The 21,478-nt window shown below is 47.3% G+C and carries 10 protein-coding genes; all 10 read right to left on the reverse strand.

All coding sequences use genetic code 11. The features are described from left to right. Window positions 1-50 precede the first annotated feature (50 nt). The 10 genes from U5R06_22290 to fusA all read right to left on the reverse strand — a co-directional run bounded on the left by U5R06_22290 (window position 51) and on the right by fusA (window position 21,277). Window positions 51-8,129, reverse strand: coding sequence for a tetratricopeptide repeat protein (locus U5R06_22290; GenBank protein ID MDZ7725475.1), 8,079 nt, complete (start codon window positions 8,127-8,129; stop codon window positions 51-53). 9 nt (window positions 8,130-8,138) lie between these two features. Continuing rightward, window positions 8,139-8,690 (reverse strand): DUF1318 domain-containing protein, encoded by a 552-nt coding sequence (locus tag U5R06_22295; GenBank protein MDZ7725476.1) that lies wholly within the window; start codon window positions 8,688-8,690, stop codon window positions 8,139-8,141. Between the two features lie 22 nt (window positions 8,691-8,712). Further along, window positions 8,713-11,970 (reverse strand): hypothetical protein, encoded by a 3,258-nt coding sequence (locus tag U5R06_22300; protein MDZ7725477.1) that lies wholly within the window; start codon window positions 11,968-11,970, stop codon window positions 8,713-8,715. A gap of 12 nt (window positions 11,971-11,982) precedes the next feature. Next, window positions 11,983-13,395, reverse strand: a complete 1,413-nt coding sequence (locus tag U5R06_22305; protein ID MDZ7725478.1) for a UDPGP type 1 family protein — start codon at window positions 13,393-13,395, stop codon at window positions 11,983-11,985. Between the two features lie 12 nt (window positions 13,396-13,407). After that, window positions 13,408-15,801, reverse strand: a complete 2,394-nt coding sequence (gene lon / locus U5R06_22310) for an endopeptidase La (protein ID MDZ7725479.1) — start codon at window positions 15,799-15,801, stop codon at window positions 13,408-13,410. Beyond that, the gene (locus U5R06_22315; protein ID MDZ7725480.1) at window positions 15,798-16,253 is read right to left on the reverse strand and encodes an Hsp20/alpha crystallin family protein; all 456 of its coding nucleotides are present in this window, start codon (window positions 16,251-16,253) and stop codon (window positions 15,798-15,800) included. Before U5R06_22315 ends, lon begins: the two co-directional genes overlap by 4 nt. Before the next feature lie 78 nt (window positions 16,254-16,331). After that, complete coding sequence (locus tag U5R06_22320; GenBank protein MDZ7725481.1) at window positions 16,332-16,988, reverse strand: TrkA family potassium uptake protein; 657 nt, start codon at window positions 16,986-16,988, stop codon at window positions 16,332-16,334. Between the two features lie 18 nt (window positions 16,989-17,006). Then, complete coding sequence (locus tag U5R06_22325; GenBank protein MDZ7725482.1) at window positions 17,007-18,392, reverse strand: TrkH family potassium uptake protein; 1,386 nt, start codon at window positions 18,390-18,392, stop codon at window positions 17,007-17,009. Window positions 18,393-18,462: 70 nt separating this feature from the next. Beyond that, window positions 18,463-19,170, reverse strand: coding sequence for a hypothetical protein (locus U5R06_22330; protein ID MDZ7725483.1), 708 nt, complete (start codon window positions 19,168-19,170; stop codon window positions 18,463-18,465). Beyond that, the gene (gene fusA / locus U5R06_22335) at window positions 19,124-21,277 is read right to left on the reverse strand and encodes an elongation factor G (protein MDZ7725484.1); all 2,154 of its coding nucleotides are present in this window, start codon (window positions 21,275-21,277) and stop codon (window positions 19,124-19,126) included. Before fusA ends, U5R06_22330 begins: the two co-directional genes overlap by 47 nt. Window positions 21,278-21,478: the final 201 nt, after the last annotated feature.

Below are 21,478 nucleotides of genomic sequence, written 5' to 3' on the forward strand. Positions count from 1 at the left end.
CATATCCATAAAGCATATAGCCGCTCCAAAAAGCCGGATGCCTGTCAATATCACGAAAAACCGTCTGCCTGGCCAACTGCAAAGCTTTGGCCGGAGGATGCCCGTCGACCTGATACCGGAAATATCGTTTGGTCAGTACTGCTGCCGCGGCCGGAATCCGCGTAAAAGGTACTGAACAAAATCAGAGGATGTTGATAAAGTCGCAACGTGTACGGAAGCAAAATATCAGCTCCCGCGCGCCACATCCCCGTCCGGTTCATTTGATGTTCACTGAGCACAATCTGATATCCGGGCAAAGCATGCTGAATCAAAAACCCGAGCTCCAGTTTGTCCCCCAAGGTGCTGTCCGGGGACAGAGCAACAAAAGACCGCAGGGGATCAACAGAATCACTGCGTGCCGGACAGTTAAACAGCAGCGAAAACAAACCGGAATCCGGTCGGGAAACATTTGATACGGTAGCACCTTTTCCCTGCAGTAAATTCACAGTATAATCATAGGATAGATCTCTGGCCAACATGCGGGAATAGGGCGATTGTGAATATTCTATCCTCAGAGGTTCTACAACCGTTTTGATGCGCAGATCAGCGGACGCAGGATCGGGAAGCGCGGTCATTTCAGACAATTGATTGGCTCGTGACCAATGATGCGTCAGGCCCAGCCATTCTTCTCCGGACCTCAGAGCGGCGAACGGCAGCAATTTTAGCTTGCCGTATGCGATAATCACCACCTGATCGAAGGAATTCAGCGATTTTTCCCAGGGTTTGATCACAGTGTCGTACAGATAATTCGGTTCCTGGCCCAAATCCTGTGCGGTTTGCAGTTTCACGAGAAACTGCTCCAAAGTTTGTTCAAACTCCGGCTGTATCAATTCCTTGCGGTCAAAGCGCACATTATCCGGTTCAATACCCCACGAATAAAGGTAATTATCTACAGCTTTAAAGATTAGAGTGACCGTATTTGAAGGGCGGCTGCCGGACAGCGTGTCCTGGCCCGGGATGACCAGTTGTCTCAGGGGTTCAGAGACATCCGGATTTTGATAAAGTTGATCCAGATCGGCATAACTTTTATCAACCGGGTTGCGGTTGACCGTATCCGAACGCGTCAAAGCATAACGATATTCCCACTCGTGTTCGCACACAATCTGATTCAGTGAATCCCGGGCGCTGAGGAAAGACCTTAGAGAACCGGGAAAATCGGCGGAATATCTGGAAAATTGGCGAATCCGGTGCAGTTGTTCAATACGATCCGCAAGCAGCAGCGCCTGACGGGGACGATCGTTGTTTACAAAAATGTTGAAAAGTTGTTGATAAATCAACCAATAATCAGGCGAATCCATCAGCTTTAATTGGCTGCCGTATACAGAAGCGAGTCGTGTTTTCAGAAGATTCAACGCCTCTGTGTGCATCGTCCATCCCAGGCTGTCATTGACTCCCATGTTGTGACGGGCAACCTGGGTCATGGCAGCGGCCTGCAGAAGCGGGTAGGCATAATAGCGGGCGCTATCCAGGGCTGAACGCGCCGCATTCAGCCCTTCCTGTTTTTCATAAAGCAAACTTGACAAAAGATGTCGCTTGATATCTATTTCTACATTCTGAAGAGAATCGTTGATCTGTTGAACAATCAGATTCGTCTCCATCGCTTTCAGTTTCAAACCCTGTTCCCGGTACAAATAAGCCATTTGCAGCAAATGACGCGCACGATTTAGAGGCTGCGAGTTGACGGAATCGAGATCGGCCGCGGACTGTAACTGAAAAACAGCGGAACGGTGGTTTTGCCATTTCCGATCCAGCCAGGCCAGGGTTTCGAGAACCTGAGAGCGCTTCTGGGACTGCGGGCCCGTAGATTCCAGAGCTTTATAAGCGGTACTCACAGCAGATTGCATGTCATGAAACGCGGCCTGAACCCGGCTGATTTGAAGCAAAAACTGATAAAGATCACTCTGCCCGCCGTTCGCCCGATAATACTGAAGCGCAGTTTCCGCGGCTTGTTTTGCCGCATAAGGATTGTTATTGATCATATGTAATCTTGAAACCTGCAGTACAATATCCGCCGCAGTCCCGGGATACAGGTCAGGATCAATGAGGTTTCGCGCTTGCTGAGCGTACTCGTACGCATTGTTGAACAAATCCATTTGAGCATAGAGTTCGGAAATCCGTAAAAGATGCTGCGCAGATCGTTCCGGCAAGTCTGCAGATTTGAGCAATTCCAGAGCCTGGATATGAACACGACGCGCCTGAACCGGTCGATTCTGTTGGCTCCAGATATCCGCAATATGCCGGATGCATTCAGATTGATCAGCAATCCGGTTTTGACCGGCATAGATTTGCGCCGCCTCCTGATACGCCCGAATGGCCTGTTCATACTCACCGCCGCGCTGATAGATCGCCGCCGTTTCTTCAAGCATACGTCCTTCATCCGTGGATAATCCGTATTCTTTGACCAGATGATTGTATTCCTGGCGGGCGTCAATGGCCTTACGGCTTTCCTGCTGCTGATTGTAATAATAAGCGAGGTTGAAATATCCGGCTGCCATATTCTCCACATTATGGTGCTGCCGGGCCTGCTCGATGAGTTGTTGTTGCAGTGAAACGGCTTCATCCCACATCGCTCCGTTCACGGCACATTCCAGCATCCGATTTAACAACGGTACGACCTGTTCGGTCCATTCAAAATATCTGTAAACAGTCAAAGCACGATGATAGATAGATAACGCCTGTTGAAATTGATGGTCATCAAACGCCTGGTCGCCTCGCTGCACCAGCTGCTCCACATTATCCTGGCGGGACTTGAGCTCTTCTTCAGGGGTCATCCCTTGAAAACCGTAAAGATAGCGGGAGGTGAGATAATGCGACTCTTCTCCGTGGAAAGCCTGGTGCACCGTCGTTTCCCTGAGGTTCCTGTAAAACTCGTCATAATAGGAATCATCTTGGTTGGACACGGTTAAAACTAACGTGCCGATTCCGCTGTATAACAGAGTTTGTTCCAGGGCAATCATCGCCTCTTCGGCTTGATCCGGCGGTTCTGACAGGTCCAGTACCAGACAATACGCATTCTGCCGGTACCGGAGAAAATCCTGAACCGCCAGCTTTTTCAATCCGGAAAGTTCCAACACAGATTTTAAAGGCGCCATTGCATTGACCTGCAAACGCCCGGCGAGATGAATGATATGCGCTCCTCCCCATCCGGACAGAGAATCCCGGGGGATGATCTGATAATTCAGAGCGGAAAGAGTATCTCCAAGGGCAGCGGAAAACGAACCGGCAATGCGGTCGCCGGAAATATGCTCCTGCATATCAAATTGATAATAGCTGTACAAGCTGCTGTTCAGCCGGATAATCCGGGGGAACCGGGTATTCGGTCGAACCTGTTCATCGAACCAGGGATACAGCAAAAAAGAACGATCGGGAATCACAATCAGTTGATCCACATCCGGATACTCGGAAACAGGCTGCAAAAGCTGTTTTACAATTTCAATTTGATCCAGGCGCTGCAAGCGTTCAGAGTCTGCCTGCAGATCATTGATCTGATAATCGACCGGAATTTGAACAAGTTGAATGGTATCACGGGTGATCAGCCAGACCAGGCTTTTTCCATCTATATGGGTTTGATAATAAACCATTTGCCCCTGTAACAGATGTGTTTGTATACGGGCGGCAGGAATGGTTACCGGTTTCAGGTACGGCAGGAGAGCGGGTGCAGAGTTTGAAATTTCAGTCAGAATCGAGTCATATCGGGCCTGAACCGTCTGTATGGGTTCCTTGTCTGCATTCAGCGCCGGTTGTTTTCCCGTCGTGATTTGTCCGTTATGCTGACGGGTGCGAAGCCTGTCGCGCAAACTCGCAGCCTGCTGGAACATCAGGTTATGAGACGGATTTGCAAAGCGGGGATTTGACCGTTCCGATATGCGCATGAACGTAGCGGCCCGCATACGCTGCGCACAGGCCAGGGCATTCAAGGTATCGCCTCGTTCAACAGACTCCTGAATTGTCAGCTTGTAGGGATTCTCATACAGGTTTAATACGGTTTTAATATCCATTCCCGGAAGGTCCAGAAATTCAGTCTCCAGCGCATTTAGAGCCTGTTGATAATAGTAAAGAGCATCCCGGGCATTCAGATTTTGTCGCACACTGTCCGGTAAACGCTCGGCAATCAGCCCAAGCTGAGTATAGGTTTTCCAGACCAAATCGGGACGTTGTTGTTCTCTGGCCAGGTTCAAAGCATTTCGCTGCAAAGAAAAGGCTTTGTCCATGTCCCCCCATTTTTTTTGCAATTTACCAATTTTGTATTGAAGCGCTGCAGTTTGTTCATCTTGTTGATAGGATTTGCTGATGCGCAGAGCTTCTTCAAGATGATTTAACGCTTCCTGTGAATGTTCCAGAGCAAACAGAGTGGCGCGCATCTTGTCTACCGGATTCGGACTGTTATAATGCAGCGGATCCACCATAACAGCATCCGCGCGGTAGGCGTGAAAATCAATCAAATCGCGGTAATAACTGCGCTCTTTTGTGCTCAGCTGTTCAATGATCACAGCGGTTCGTTTTAAAAGCCAGCGTCTGGCCTCTTTAAAGGCCGGACGCTCCGGGAGATCCCGGCTGCGAACCCGCGCCAGAAAAATTTGTCCGGCATTGCGGAGATTCAGAGCCTCACCGGCAATATAGTTGGTTTTCCTGCATTTCCAATAGGCTTCTCTGAAATGATCCCAGGCGTTCTGATAATCTCCCCGCAGGTAATTAATATACCCCATATTGTTGTAAACAATCGCCACCGCCTCATAATCATGTTCCTTGAGATACAATTGCTGCTTATCCTGATAATACTCCAATGCCCGGTCAAAATCATCCCGTGCCAGGTGAGTTTGACCCAGAATACTGTAAATAAATGCGGTTTCATCCATCGAAGAAAAACTGAGTGTGGACTGCAGTCCGAGGCGGCGCAGATCATAAGGGACCGGAACGTACAAACCGAACAATCCGAGTTCGATATAAAGCGGCTTGTCTTCGCTCTTTGTGATCAAATCGCTTTTCAGCAATGACAGGGCTTTTTCCGCATACCCGGCGGCCTGGTCGTAGTTTTGCAATTTGTTGTTATTGTGAGCAATGCTTCGATAACTGCGCATCAACCCGTTGTATAAATTCAGCCGCTGTTCAATCTGCATGGCCTGTTTATAATACTCTACAGCATTTTCATGATTACCGTCCAGCTCATACAGCAGCGCCAAACGTTTGAGACTCGACAGGGCTCGTTTGTCCTGATCCAGTTCCTGATACAGACGTACGGCCCGGGTCAGATAAGGAACACCGTTTGTCAAATCTTCAAGTACAAAGGCACAATGTCCCATTCGTTCATAAATCAAGGCTTGCTGGTTTTTGTCCTTGAATGTATTGTCATACTTTAATTTCAGATGATAATACCGATAAGCATTTTCAAACCCGAATTCGCCCAGATTATAATAATTATTGGCCATATTCAATGCCAGTCGGGCTTCCAGTTGAGGAAACTGAGACTCGTCGTTTAACGCCAGCGCCCGGCTGAGTTCACGAATGGCCTGCTCATAATAACGCACTTTTTGATCCCGGGTCCAAAAGGTAACCGTATCGTACAGCCAGAGCAATGGATCGACAATCGTGTTCAGAGCGCGTTTTAAAAACGGTTTTTTTCTATCCTTCAAGGCCTGATAATAGGTTTCAAGAGCCTCATAATTATAGCTCAACGTCAAATACGCGTCAATCAGTGTGTAATCCAGCGCCAGTGCACTGTGCAGGAACGTATTGGATTCTTTGAGAACTTTGGGTCTCATTTTGAAGACGCTGTTTTCGCGTTCAGCAGCGGCTGTGGCTTGATAAGAGAGAGCGAGGCCGGCGCTGTAGAGAATAATATTATTATCAGGTAATTGTGCACTCAGAACCTTGTATTCTTTAACGATTTCATCAATTTGCCGGGCAGCCTCCAAGCATTGAATATATCCGCGGTGTGCCGGCAAATAATTGTTATCGATACTCCAGGCGCGCTTGAACACCACCGCAGCCAATTTAATGTTACCGCGTCTCTGTAACTCGGCGCCGGTTTGCAAAAGTCCTTTAAGCAGCAACTGTTTAGCCTGATCCGCCCACCGGGGATGTTCCGGTTCCAGCGAATTCATGAGTGAATACAATTCCTCATGAAAAGCTTGAAACTCTCCGGTTTTCAGGTAAAGTTCAGCACGCTGCAAGCGGGCAGTCAGCTGTTGGTCGCTGGAAACGTTTTTGTCATCGACAATGGTTGTATAGAGTGTACGGGCCGAATCCATCTCACCCTGAGACTGCAGCAAGTCCGCAGCCCGTAACCGTGAGGCAGCAGACAATCTCGGAGCATGCCGATTTTCCCGCGCCGTATGTATATATTGTGCAATTTTTTCAGTCCGGGTTAATTCCCGGGTGACAATCGAGAAAAATTGCTGCTGCGCCCGCGGGCTCCATTCCGCATGATAAAGGGAATCCGTCAGCAATTCGGAAAATCCGTTCAGGGCCCGGTCGGTTTTCCCCTGTCGGTTTGCCACCCTGGCAATCATATAGCGGCTTTGAGCCCGAACATCCGTATTATCGTCAAACTCCGTCATCATCGATGAAAAAGCCGAATGGGCGGCATTAAAATTTCCGGCACGGAACAACAGATTCGCTTTTAAAAGCGCAACATGAGCCTGCATTGACCGGGGAATATCGTTTTGCATGCTGCTCAGGCTGTCATAAAAGGCCGTCCAACTCCGATCCAGGTCACCGTGACGCTGCTCTAGATCCAGGGCAACTCTGAGGATTTGTCCCAATGTCTGGATGTCTACCTGATTCCGATACTTTGATCTCAGCGAGTCCAGAACCTCACCGGCTTGACTGTGCATCCCCAGCAGCCAGTATCCGATGCTCTGTTCATACCAGGCATTAGCGCAGAGCTGTGTCGAGTCTGGAAACCGGTCTATCAGGGTTCCAACGGCTTCGGTCCGACTCCAGATCACCTGTTGCTGCGCAAAACTCAGGGAATCCTGTTCATAAAACAAAATATCCAGAGACGATGAAGACCATTGATGCGGAAGCTGAAAGGAATTGATTGCATGATTAAATTGATCACGGGCAGTTTCAAATTCGGGCATGGCATTGCTGTCCGGGCGCGTCCAGACGTCAAAATTCCCTTTGACCCGAGATGCAAAATAAAAACGTTGGTCTCTGCCCCATTCCGGTTGCACGGCGTTGAATTGAGGAAACGTAACCGGGCGCGGAGTCCTGTTCGTGTTCAGGGTATCGCTCCCCAAGGAACGTGCTACACTGGGGCGGATGTCCTGAACGGACAATATGGCCTGATCGGCCAAAGTGATTTGCTGATCCCCATTGGTATCCTGCTGCCGCCTGACAAATACAATCTTTTGTTCATCGGGGGAAAACATTGGAAATCCGTCCATTGCAGCACCGCGGGTGACTTTATAAACCGGCGGCTCGAAGGTAAACGCAAAATTGATCCGTTCGATAGTACGGCGCGCTTCTTCCACATTCATAAACCAGATATCGCCGTGATTGTCGTCCGACGACCGGAAGGATGTAAACACCAGATATTCATGTCTGGGACTCCAGCAGGGATGTGTAGCGCCATTAAACGTGATCTGGCGGATCAGTTTGTGCGGGCCTCTGTTTTGCAGCCAGATATTGTCCAGACCTGAACGGTCGGAGACCCAGACAATCTGTCGTCGCGCCGAAATACTGGGATAGGCATCCAGACCCTTGTACTCGGTTAATTGCTCGGGAGGTTTGCCCGCATAAATGTAATCGTCCTTTTCGTTCAGCACCAGCCGGTACAAATCACCTTTGGCGTCACTGCGTTGAGAGACAAAAACAATATATTCGCTTTTGGGGTCCCAGGCCGGCTGATAATCATCCGCCTTGTGAAACGTGACTTGATAGGACATCGCGGTGCGCATATTACGTATCCAGATGTCATTATTTCCAGATTTTTTTGATGTATAGGCAAGCCATTTGCCGTTCGGCGACAGCCTCGGAGTCAAATCCTGGTTCGGATGTGTGGTGACCTGCCGGAATGGAACAGCCGCAGGCAAATAACCGGCGCTAAACAACCAAACACTGCAGAGTATGATTAAAAATTTAGCCATGAGTCTCCATCACTTTTTGGGTTTTTCAAGCCAGCGTCCATCCTTCGTCTGGATCAGAGTTTCAGGAGGCGACTCTTCCTGGCGCATCTGCGCGAGTATTCTTGCCACTTTGATACTGTCGGTTTTAGACACGGAAATATTGGCTGCGATCAACCGTTGATAAATCATACTCCGGCTTTTATTTTCCAGATCAACGCGCTCATGGGTCCATAGATGATAATCCATATCATTTTCGTATTTTTGTCCGCCCAGAATGTCCAAAAAGCCTTTATTGTTTTCTCCCACCGTCTGGTCGCGTTTTAATTCATTGATATCATCGCTATAGAACCTGCGATTTTCCAGCGCGTCCTGAACCGCGGTCTGCTGACCGTCCCGCGCTTGAATAAAAGCAACCTCTCCGCTGCGCGCCGAAGCAGTCAACCAGGTTTGATGCTGAATCTGTTCATGGGTGCCCAGAATTTGGCTTTCAATGACCGTTTTTTCGCCTGTCAGAGTGATTTCCGGCGCCTTGATGCTGCACCCCATGAAAGACAAACTGAACATTATTAAAATCCACCGCATAGACGCCTCCAGAAAACCACGTTTATTGAAATAAATAATTAATCGGTATGCGTGTAAATTCAATCCGGCTGCCGCTCAACCGCACGGGCATGTACCAGGGTTGTTTGAATGAAATAGACGGATAAAAATAACCGTTTTGGATCTCAAAGGAAAACAGTCTCGGTTTCAGTCCCCGGTTCAGCAGCATACGAGCCGAACGGATTCCTGAATCTTTGCCTTTGGGATCCATAGATCTCAGCAGATTATCTGCGAATTTAGAGCCGATCGTGGTAATATAAAAATACCCATTCAGATCAATTCCGGCTTGAGGATCTATGCTTTTTCCATCAATCTCGGTATTGGCATTGACAACGCTTTCTTTCTTTTTTCCGGGAGTATCCGGCATCATTAAAGCGGAATTGATGCCTGCTATGTGCGAAGAGAGCCTAAACGTCACCTGATCCGGCGCCTTGCCCGCCGCGTCCATAGAAAAACGACCGCCGATGTTTCCATCGTACAAGTTGACATAAAAATTCGGGATTTCCACATGTCCGCGTCCCAAATATCCTTCGATAACCGCCTCGGTCAATCGGTAAGCGCCAATTTTGAGCGAATCTATGGTGATTATACTTTTTTCCTGACGGCTGAAATAATCCTGATGCAGCGCATAATCGGGCGCTGAGTGGAAGGGGGTCTGGACCAGGGAATAATCCCGTCCGGTGAACAATCCGGTGTTCAGATCAAATCCCTGATCTACGAATAAATCCACCTGGATATTTTCAACAATTCCGCCGGGGGCGAAATACAAATTGATATTGTGACCGTTCACAGCCGCTGTCAAACCTATTTGTGAGGTGTCCGCATCGACCTGAACATCCGCGTTCAGGCTGCCGATCAACGAAACATCATCCGTCACATCAATCATTCGGGGAGGCGACAGATTCACCTGCGCCCGGGCCGTGCCGGCTGTAGAGGGCAGTGTATACACATCGGATAACAGCATCGCCTTTAAATACAAATCCGGGACTGTTAAAACGGTTGTATCAATATGATAATGTATAAAATCAGTGGTATTGAAACGGTAATCCAGATTTGTATTGTAGAATGGCTGTGACCGCATGGATTCCAGCAGCGCTTCTTTGCAGGTCAGGGTGCCGTTAACGGCAACACCCACTTTTTCATCCAGTTCTGCGGTCAAATGCACTGAAACGCCGGACAATTCGGCATCCGGAGTGATGATTTTTGTGGTGCTGTCCATATTCAGCTGCACCGATGCTGCATAATTCATTCCTTCGATCCCGAGATGTCCCTGCGCCTCGGCCTGCAAGCGGGTCACACCGCTCAGAGCAATATCATTTTTAACGCTGGCCGGCAGCGGCAAAATCTCCAGCAAAGGATGATGATCCAGAGCCAGTTCCGGCATTTCGAAACTGAACAGGATACCGCGGGTAACGTTGATGCTGGCCCTGGCCTGGGCGGAAAGTATATCATTCAAGGCAACATGAAAAGAATCGATGGTAATATTCTGAAACAATGTATCGCTTTGGACGCGCAGGTGATTGTCAAGTCGAAGCGGAGGAATTGAGTAACTCAAATCATCCTGATAGAATGTGAGTTCATCCGTCGAACACAAAATGTGCGCAGTCATGGAATCCAGAGTATTGGCGGTGAAATCTATTTTTGTGTCAAAATGCCCGGCAAGGGGAAAATCAGGGATTTGTTCAAGATCAAGATGCGCAAGTTCGAACGTACCGGACCCGGTCAGCCCCTGAACACCGCCATTACGCGAGTACAGATTAAAGCGGCTGAACAATGCCGCATTCATAATATTGGGAAAGTCCAGTGTGAACCGCGCGCGTGAAGGATAAAATAAACGCGTCAGCTGGGTTTTAATATCCAGGCGCCCCGGTCCCGATGTGACAGGAATACTTTGTGGTTGTTTTACAAAGAGAGAGTCGTAATGCAGAATTATATGCGGTTCGGTGCTTTGGTGTTGTAGACCCGACAACTTTGACGTGAATTGAGCGCTCAAGTTAAAGTTTTGCAGCAAGGCTTCTCCGGAATTAACGGTTATTCCGAACCGATCCAGTTTTAGTTCCGAATGCAGTGTCCACGGCAGAGAAGATGTGTCATGGGGGGCGTAACCATTGATTCCGGTTCCTTTCAGAGACAGATACGAATTGGGGTTGTGCAAATAATAATCCCAAAGCAGGGTATCCGGGATAAAAGGCCGGGCCAGAGTCAGCACATCTTTTAACGGGATTCGGCTTTCAATCACCTTGAAATCAATAAAAGGCCGGGTGGACAGACTGTCTGCTTTGCCCTGGATCTGCAACCATTCATATTGTCCGATCTGCAGGGCAATCGGATTGAAGATGATTGATTCCCGGTGCCCATCCAGTACTGCAACCGTTTGCAAAGACACCGGAAACGGTAATTTATAGCGAAATACAGAGTCTTGGATCACCTGTTCGAACGAGAGTTCGGATATCTCTGTGTTCATTTGCAGCAAAATATCGCTCAGAGATCGGAAAGTTAGGTTTGATACAAAATTCAGGTTGGTGTTCAGAGACAAACTACCGGACGGAGTCGTTTGTTCAATCCTCACGGGCGAATTTTCAGCGCTGAGTTTAAAATCCCCGCGAACTTTTGCCTCCGGCGCCAAAACATTACCCCGGGGCAGATAGAACTCTTTGATATTCAGGCTGATGTTGCCGATATGGAGCGTCTGTTGGCTGGTGTCATTATGGGCGCTGAACCTGATTTCTGCATGGTTGAGTGAAATTTCGCGAATATCGACTGTAATGGGAATGTCGCTTTCAACCGAATCGAGTTTTTTCTCGTCACGAACAACATCTGCCGAGTCAGAATCTTGCGGAGGCGGCATCGGAATATTCAGCGTAAAATCGGCGGAATCAATCACGAGTTTATGAAATACCAGCTGTTTTCGCAGCAGGGGAACCAGGCTGTATTTGAACTGAATACGGGCTGCGTGTTTTACGGTGAGTGGGAAATCAGAATCCGTTGACGAATCCGGATAAAGGCGGATGTTCCTGAACTCAAATCCGTTGAAAATACTGAAATGCACCCCCTGCATCTCCAGATTTTGTCCCAGATGTTCTTTTAAAAGACGCGATGAAATATTTTCAACCCGGCCGGGGGTAAGATACCAGTTGAGGGAGAAAACCGCCAGGCCCACCAGCGCAACTGCAAAAAGAACAAGCACAAGCAAAAAGATACAGAATCGGCCGAAAAATGAAGGCTTTCGGCCGGATTGGTGCGATCCGGATCGAGATTTCATAGGCTCCTGCCGTTAATCCAATACGATATCACCCATAGGTTTGTAGTTTACAGGTAATTTTTCTTTCAATTCATCAGCGGTCAATGCAAACAGCGGGCTGATCTCCACCCGGCATAGCAGATCACCGTTTTCATCCCGTAGCCCGGAGACACCGGCTTGTTCGAGCCATTCGGCATAATACTCGGATATATCCTGTCGGGCGGTTTCCGGTGAATCTTGACCTTTTTTGTTCTTAATGGGACTGAATTCCCGACTTCGGTCTGTCTCCATAATCATCACCTGATCCGCTTCCGGCATGGCGTCAAAAATAAACTGTTCAAATTTATAAGCATTGGGCTTATCGGGTTTGACGCGCGTGCCATCCGGTTGGATATACTCGATTTTCTTATGGGCCAGATGAAACGGCAATTCTTTATCCGTCTGCACCAGGGTTTTGAGAAACTTGACATCAAACACATGAATGGCAATGCTGCCCTGTCCGTAAACCCAGGTCCCGTCTTTTGTTGTCGCCTTTTTATCCGCTTCGGACAGTTCAGAATATTCCACCACCACATTTTTGCCGTTTCGTTTTACCGGAATACCCAGTTTTTCATCCCAGGAGCGTTTGTAAATGGTTTTCGCGGACATGTCCGCCTGATTTTGAATATGAGCGCCGATATAAACCGGATCGCAAATCTGTACAAGCGCATTATCTACTTGAAAATAAAACAAATATTCAATCCCATTCTGAGCCATATCATCAAACAAGCCGTTTTGATAAAGCGCATTGATGGTTCCGCCATGCCCGTCCGGTGAGGTAAACAGTTCATGTTTATTTTTTAACAAAAGTTTACCCTCCGCATCCATGGCCGGCAGCATATTCTGCTTGAAAAAATGTATGGTATCCTCGGATTTGCCGAAACAGTTGTTTTCATTGTAAAAGGAACGCGTTTCCTGATCATTCGCGTGGCTGGTCATGATATAGAACGGGATCGTGGTGTTATACTTTTGCTCCAGTGCTCTTGTCTTTTCAGTATGATATTGAAATAACGTCCGGCGGGTGACTGGTCCAACCGGAAACATGCCCTTGGGATGATGAAAACCCAAACGAGAGCCCTGTCCGCCGGCCACAAGAACAGCCGCAACCCTGCCGTTTTTCAGCGCTGTTTCACCGGTTTTTTTGTACTGATCCTGCTGTTTTTTCTGTTCCGGTGTTTCCGGCAGCCGCACCACAGGTAAAGGAGTCATCTCCCCGGTCAAAGTTGCCGAGTCGGCCTGCTCGTTGATCAATTTTTTAAACTGCCGGAGACGTTTTGAATTCAATTTTTTTATTTGTTCAGACAGCGCTTTTTTTTCAGAGTCGCTGCACTCATCCCAAAATGCCAGCAAGTGTTGTTGACCCATTTCTGCGAGTTTTGTCTCTAATTGTTCACGCGTATCCGACATAAACCATCCTTGTTATTTTTCTGATTTGTTTTGTTTCGACCGGGTTCGTTTTCCATGCATGGCTATATCAAACACTTCATCGAGTAAATCCACTGGATAAAAGGTCATATTTTTCTTGTGCTGTTCATCAATCTCCTGCAGATCATCCTCATTTTTCTTGGGCAGGATTACTTTTTTAATTCCGGCGCGCTTGGCGGCCAGTATCTTTTCCTTGATTCCGCCGACCGGCAGCACTTTACCGCGAAGTGTAATCTCACCGGTCATAGCCACGTCGTGGCGCACTTTTTTATGGGTCAAAAGAGATAAAATTGCAGTAGCAAGCGTTACACCGGCGGAAGGCCCGTCTTTGGGTATGGCTCCGGCGGGCACATGCACGTGGATATCATGTTTGCTGAAACTGGAATTCGGAATATTATAGTCTTTGCTCTTTGAACGAATAAACGACAGAGCCGCGTGAGCCGATTCCTTCATCACATCGCCGAGTTGTCCGGTCAGAATAAGTCCTTTGGTACCCGGCATACGGGTGGCCTCAATGAACAGGACGTCTCCGCCGGTGGCGGTCCATGCAAGTCCCGTAGCCACACCGGATTGCGAGGTTCGTTCCTTGACTTCAAAATAGAGCCGCTGCGGTCCCAGAAAATCTGTCAGTTTCTCCGGGGTAATTTTCTGCTTTTCTTCATTACCCTCGGCGACCTTGTGGGCGACTTTCCGGCAGACCGTTCCGATCTCACGCTCCAGATTTCGGACTCCGGCTTCACGCGTATATCCATGAATAATCCGGCGTAACGCACTGCGGTTAAAGGAAATATGCTTTTTCTTTAATCCATTTTCATTAATTTGTCGTGGAACCAAATATTTTATAGCAATTTGCAACTTGTCTTCCTCCACATAGCCGGGAATACGGATAATCTCCATCCGGTCCCGAAGCGGAGACGGTATGGTATCCAGCACATTGGCGGTGGTGATAAACATCACCTGAGACAGGTCATAGGAGACGTCCAGATAATGATCGGAAAACATAGCATTTTGTTCCGGATCCAGCACCTCAAGCAGCGCCGACGACGGATCACCGCGGAAATCCTGACCCACTTTGTCTATCTCGTCCAGCATGAAAATGGGATTGTTGCTGCCGGCTGTTTTTAAACTACGTAGTATCCGTCCCGGCAGCGCGCCGATATAGGTACGGCGGTGACCGCGTATTTCAGCCTCATCATGAATACCCCCCAGAGAAATCCGAACGAACTTGCGTCCCATAGCCCGTGCGATGGATTGACCCAAAGAGGTTTTGCCCACGCCGGGCGGACCGACAAAACAAAGAATCGGGCCTTTTGTGTCTTTTTTCAGTTTTCGCACGGAAAGATATTCGACGATACGCTCTTTAACTTTTTTCAGATCATAATGATCTTCATCCAGCACCTGTTGAGCTGACGCTATATCCAGATTATCTTCAGTGTACACCGACCAGGGCAACGTGATCATCCAGTCAATATACGTTCGGGAAACCGTGTACTCGGCAGCGCCGGGCTGCATTTTGGCCAGCCGGTCGAGTTCGCGCAGGGCTTCCTTTTCAGCATCTTCCGACATGCCGGTTTCTTTGATTTTTGTTCTCAACTCTTCTATTTCATTATTGCGCTCGTCGCCCATTCCCAGCTCTTTTTGGATGGCGCGCAGCTGTTCGCGTAAAAAATATTCGCGCTGGTTTTTGCCCAGCTCGCTCTGCACCTCATTCTGAATCCTGGAGCCCATTTCAATCACTTCAACTTCGCGATTGACGTACACCATCAGGCGTTCAAGACGTTTATCGACATTCTTAAGTTCGATAATCTCTTGTTTCTCTTCCAGAGAAAGATTCAGGTTTGAAGCCACCAGATCCGCCAGCTTTCCGGGATGTTCAGTGTTCATCGAAACCACCTGCAGTTCATCCGGCAATTGCGGCACTTGCGTGACAATTTTCTGAAATTGTGAGGTGATATTGCGTTTTATCGCTTCCAGTTCTGTGGTTTCTTTATAGGCATCTGAAATAACTTTAACTTTACACTTTAAATAAGGATCTGATTCCAGAGTATCCAGCAGCTTTATACGGGACATGCCCTGCATGAGTACACGGATTGAGCCATCCGGAAATTTCAGCATACGCAAAATGCTGGCAGCCGTTCCAAATGTATAAATATCATCTCTTGTGGGTTCTTCTTCATTCGAGTCCCGCTGAGCCACCAATCCCACAATGCGGTTGCCGGCCAGAACATCATTCACCAGCTGAACCGATTTATCCCGGGCAATCACCAGAGGCGTCACGATGTTGGGAAACGCTACAGTATCCCGAAGCGGTAATATAGGCAATTCAGCAGGTATTTTTTGATCATTTTCCTTGGGAGGTATTTTTATCTCGGTATTTTGATCGGTCATATAATCGAAGGTCCTTTCTCCGGTTCGTCTTTGAAATCTATGGGAATTTCTACCGTGTCATCCTGTTTTGAAATATAAATATTCAGAATACCATCCCTGAACTCGGCGGTTATTTCATTGTGTTCAAGGGACTGGGGTAATAAAATTGACTTTGCAAATTCTCCACAGTTGATTTCCATTTGATGATAGCTGTACATATTACGGCACAAGGGCGCCCGTGTTCCTATAATTGTCAATTTTCCATCTGTTACCTTGACGGTGATATCCTCGCGTTTTACACCGGCAAGTTCGACATAAATACATACATGGGTATCAGTCTCTAATATATCCGTATTGGGCACCCACCTTCCCATGCCGGGCTGGCGGGTATCTGAATAAGCGAATTGTTGCCGCTGTTTTCGAGGAGAATGTTCGGAAAATTCCCGTATCACACGGATTAGATGTACAGCCATAGTTATTCTCCTGATTTCAAACTATAATATACAAATCGCACAGTATAAAAAACAAAATATTAATTTTAAATATTCTCATTAATTCATCTTTTTAATCTTTTCAAGATCCTGATTTTTCCCCAGCAGCAACAAAACACTGCTGTCTTTGATCACATGCCCGGCTGTGGGGATCACCACTTCTTCTTCCGGTATGAGATCTTTAACCACAAGCACCAGCACATTATATTTGTTTCGCAGATCCAGTTCATTCAGGGTTTTACCTACAAATTCTTCCGGAGGTGATGTCTCGATGATACTGGTATCATCGCCCAAGTCGATCACGTCCAGTAAATAATGATTTTCTACCGTCTTGGCAATCCGACCGGCTTCGTCGCGTTCCGGAAAGACAATTCGATGGGCCCCGATAATATTTAGAATTTTTTCATGATCTTCGGTCAGGGCTTTGGCAATAATATTGGATACCTCGAGTTCTTTTAAATACAAAGTCACCAAAATACTGGAATCCATTTGATCACCCAGGCTGACAAATACCCCATCATAATCAGCTACTCCGAGATTCGAAAGGGTTTCTTTGTCAGTGGCGTCAACAATAATTGCGCGGTCAACAAAAGATTTGACGCTTTCGATCCGAGTTTTACTCCTGTCAATGGCCATGACCATATGACCGTTTTCGGACAGGGTTTTTGCTACATAAAAGCCAAAACTTGACAATCCGATTACTGCGAATGATTTCATAATACTCTTCCTTTGTGATTAACCCACCCAAACATCTTCCTCCGCATAGCGGATTCCCGTGTATTCGCGTCGGGAAACCGCCATACTCAGAGTCAAGGGTCCGATACGTCCCGCAAACATGAGAATGGTAATCACCAGTTTACCCGCTTCAGACAGATGGGCGGTTAGCCCCATACTCAGGCCCACGGTTCCAAGGGCAGAAGCTGTTTCAAATAGTACCTGCAAAAAAAAGTTACTGTGCGCACCCGCATAGCCGGTATTCGCCTCAGTGATACACAGCAACAGACACCCGACAATAATGGCGGCCAGAGCATAAAGCAGAATCTGCATCACTTTGTTAATGACGGCCCTTGAAACACCCCGATCAAACAACGTGATCTGACGTCTCTCATCATGAGAATGCGTGCGCAGCAGAGTCCATAGAACGGCAAATGTGGTGGTTTTTATTCCACCGCCGCATGAGCCGGGCGATGCCCCGATGATCATTAAAACAATGATAAAAAACAAGCTGGCATGCGTCAATCCGGCAATATTCAGTGTATTAAATCCGGCTGTGCGGGGCGTCACCGACTGAAACGCAGCCGTCAGCAGCTTGTCTCCAACCGAAAACGACGCCATATGGTGACTCCATTCCAGTAAAAGAATAACTGCAAATCCTGTAACCAGCAGCAGAGCAGTGGTGGTCAGGGTAATGCGGGTATGAATGGAAACCCTTTTTAACGGATGTGTCTTTTGACGAATTCGTCTCAGATCGAACATCACCCAGAATCCAAGTCCACCCAAAATAATTAACAGCATCACGGATAGATTGATAATCAAATCAGATCGGTAGCTCATCAAACTGTCCGAAAACAAAGAAAATCCGGCATTGCAGAACGCAGACACAGCGTGAAACACTCCCGTGTAAATCGCTTCCGGCAACGGCATCATCTGTGCAAACCGCCAACTAAGCAAAACAGCACCGAGGAGTTCAAATATTAATGTGCCCCCGACAATCCACAGCAACAGAGAGTTCATATTCACAGCACGCACTCCCCCTACCGATTGTTCGAGCAGGGTTCGAGTACGGATATTCAACCGTCCCGAGAGTATATAGGCAAAAAAAGTGGAAAATGTCATAATCCCCAATCCGCCAGTCTGAATCAGAGCGAGAATCACTCCCTGTCCAAAACCGGACCAATACACACCGGTATCCACCACAATAAGACCCGTTACACAGACGGCTGAGGTCGCCGTAAACAAGGCATCAATCATACTTGCGGTCTGCTTTTCAGCGCTCCAGGGCAGCGCCAGCAAAACAGTCCCTGCAAAAATAAGCAGAAGAAAGCTGAGAGCCAGAGTTGACTGTGGATTTAAGGGATCACCCCGGCGTTTGTTCCGGTTGTTTTGATGCGTATTTCTCATTTTGTAAACAAGAAACGACTTTTTTTAAGGGAAAGAAAAAAATACGCCCCGGTTATTCGGGGCGTTACAATCAAGCACGGTGATTTGATAGCAGCAATGTTCGGGGATTCAGCTTGAGTCGAAGCTTTTTTTGCTCTCCCGGTGTATGGGATTTTAACAATTCAAGCTCAATATGATGCTGCATCGGATTCAGCATAATAATAACAGACAAAAGATGTGTAAACTGATTCACAGGAAACGGAATTCCGTTGTCATCAAACTTGGGGTCCTCCCGGTGCATGGTCGCTGAAAACCAGACAGCTGTCTTTTTTTCCTGTGCATAGGATTTCCAGTTCTGCACATCTTTAGCTGAAGCCGTCTCAAAGGGAAATCCATCCACAATGATGATCTGCGGTGATTGATTCATTCCCTTGATCAAATCCTGAATATCCTTGCAGATATGATCAAATTCAACCTGTTGTTTATAATGCAAGATCAAGCGATGTCGGATAATATCATCATGCACCTGACGTGCATCCTCGAGCTTGTAAGCCTGTGCAAGCTCATCGAATAAATGTTCGTACCAGTTGGTGATGTGCCGGGGATCATCCGCAAAAGATATATGTAACACATTCAGATCCCGCATTAATTTATCTGTGGCAATATGAATAAGACTGGCTGTTTTTCCAACGCCTTTTCTTGACGTTATAACGCCGAGGTTGCCGAGCCCGAGCCCTCCTTCCAGAGTTTCCTCAAAAACGCGAACCGGGCTCCGCTTTATGATTTCTGATTTTATCATATATATCCTCTTTATCGTTAAGGATTCTATAAACTTTAATTATTTTTTTGCTTTTCTGCAAATTCTTTTTCAGTTCTTCAGAAATGGATTCGGGCACCTTGGCGTATCGGCTGAATTCCATGGTGAATTCCGCTTTTCCCTGGGTATTCGAACGAAGAACCGTGGAATATCCAAACATTTCACTCAGCGGGACTTCGGCCTCAACCACCGTAAAGTTATTATCTTCGGTCGCACTGTGGATAATACCGCGTCTCTGGTTCAGCGTGGCGAGGATCGCACCCTGAAATTCACTCGGTCCTTCAACAGAAACGCGCATCACGGGTTCAAGAATGATCGGTTTACATTTGTTATAAACCTCACGAAAGGCCATAATCGACGCTGTTTTAAAAGCCATTTCCGATGAATCCACCGGGTGGTAATTGCCGTCATTCAAAGTTACTTTAACACCGACAATCGGGAATCCGATAAGCGTTCCTTTTTCCATACATTGTTCAAATCCTTCTCGACAGGCCGGGATATATTCACTGGGAATAACACCGCCTTTAACATTATCTTCAAATTCAAAATCTGTTTCATGGTTGGGTTCAACAGCGCCGACAACTCGCCCGTATTGGCCGGCGCCACCGGTCTGTTTTTTATGCGTATAATCAAAATCAGACGCTCTTGCAATGCTTTCCCGGTAAGCCACCTGAGGCGCTCCGGTTTCCAGGTCTACATTGTATTCACGACGCATCCGCTCAATGTAAACTTCCAGATGGAGTTCCCCCATCCCTTTGACAATGGACTCGCCGGTTTCTTTATCCACAAAAGTCTGAAAAGACGGATCCTCCTTGGTAAACCGGTTGAGGGCTTTGGCCATATTTTCGGATGCCTTGTTGTCTTTGGGTTTCAATGAAAGAGAAATAACCGGTGTCGGCACATACATTGAGGTCATGGAATAATTCAATCCCTCTGAGGTAAACGTATCACCCGATGCACAGTCGATGCCAAACATCGCTATAATTTCCCCGGGTCCGGCTTGAGTGATGTCTTCCATTTCATCCGCATGCATACGAATCAAGCGCCCGACACGCACTTTTTGACCGGAACGACGGTTGAAAATCTCTGAACCTTTTTTCAGTGTACCCTGATAAATGCGAACATAGGTCAGCTGACCATATCGCGTATCATCCAGTTTAAAGGCCAGTGACACCAGTGGATCATCGGGATGACTGGACAGTGTAACTTTACGCTCTTCATTGTCAAGATCAAGCGCAATATTTTCAACCTGATCCGGATACGGCAGATACTGGATAACGCCATCCAGCAGAGGCTGAACACCCTTATTTTTAAAGGCCGATCCCATAAAAACGGGTGTAATTTCACGAGTCAGAGTTCCTCTGCGCACCGCATCATAGACCAGTTCTTCCGTCACATGATCTTCAAGATAAGCTTCCATCAGTTCGTCGCTGTACATGGAGACCGTATCCAGCAAAACATCCCGTTTTTCCACCGCGTGTTTCAAAAGCTCGTCAGGAATATCTTTATAAACGAGCTCTTCTCCGAACTGCCCCTTGAAATAAACCGCTTTCATCTTGACCAAATCCACCACACCTTCAAAATCATCTTCAAGACCGATGGGTAATTGCATCAGTACGGCATTGTGATTCAACTTGTCACGCAGCTGCTCACTCACTCGTTCCGGATTGGCGCCCATACGATCGCATTTGTTGATAAACGCAATCCTCGGCACCTGATATCGCGTCATCTGCCGGTCTACTGTTATAGATTGTGACTGCACCCCACCTACGGCGCACAGAACCAGAACCGCGCCATCCAAAACACGCAGAGACCGTTCAACTTCAACTGTAAAATCAACGTGTCCCGGTGTATCTATGATATCGATCGGATGTTTTTTCCATTCGACATTGGTGGATGCTGATGCAATGGTAATACCGCGCTCGCGCTCCAATTCCATAGAGTCCATTTTGGCGCCCACACCATCTTTACCTCGAACTTCATGAATCGCATGGATCCGATTGGTGTAAAACAACATCCGTTCCGTCAGGGTTGTTTTACCCGAATCAATATGAGCGCTGATCCCTATATTACGACGTAAATTTCCCATTTTATAATAGCTAACCTCATTTAATTCAACTATATTTTGGATTAGGTTTAAAAATCAAACAACCTATAATATAACAACTTTATTTATTAAATTCAATAAAAAATCAAATGACACCTGCACACCCTATAAACGGCACGTCTATTTAACAATATTCATACGCTATGTAGTTCCATAAACCCAACGAATTAAATATTCCGACTC

The organism is candidate division KSB1 bacterium, from assembly GCA_034521575.1.
In the GTDB taxonomy this organism is placed as follows: Bacteria; Zhuqueibacterota; Zhuqueibacteria; order Residuimicrobiales; family Krinioviventaceae; genus JAXHMJ01.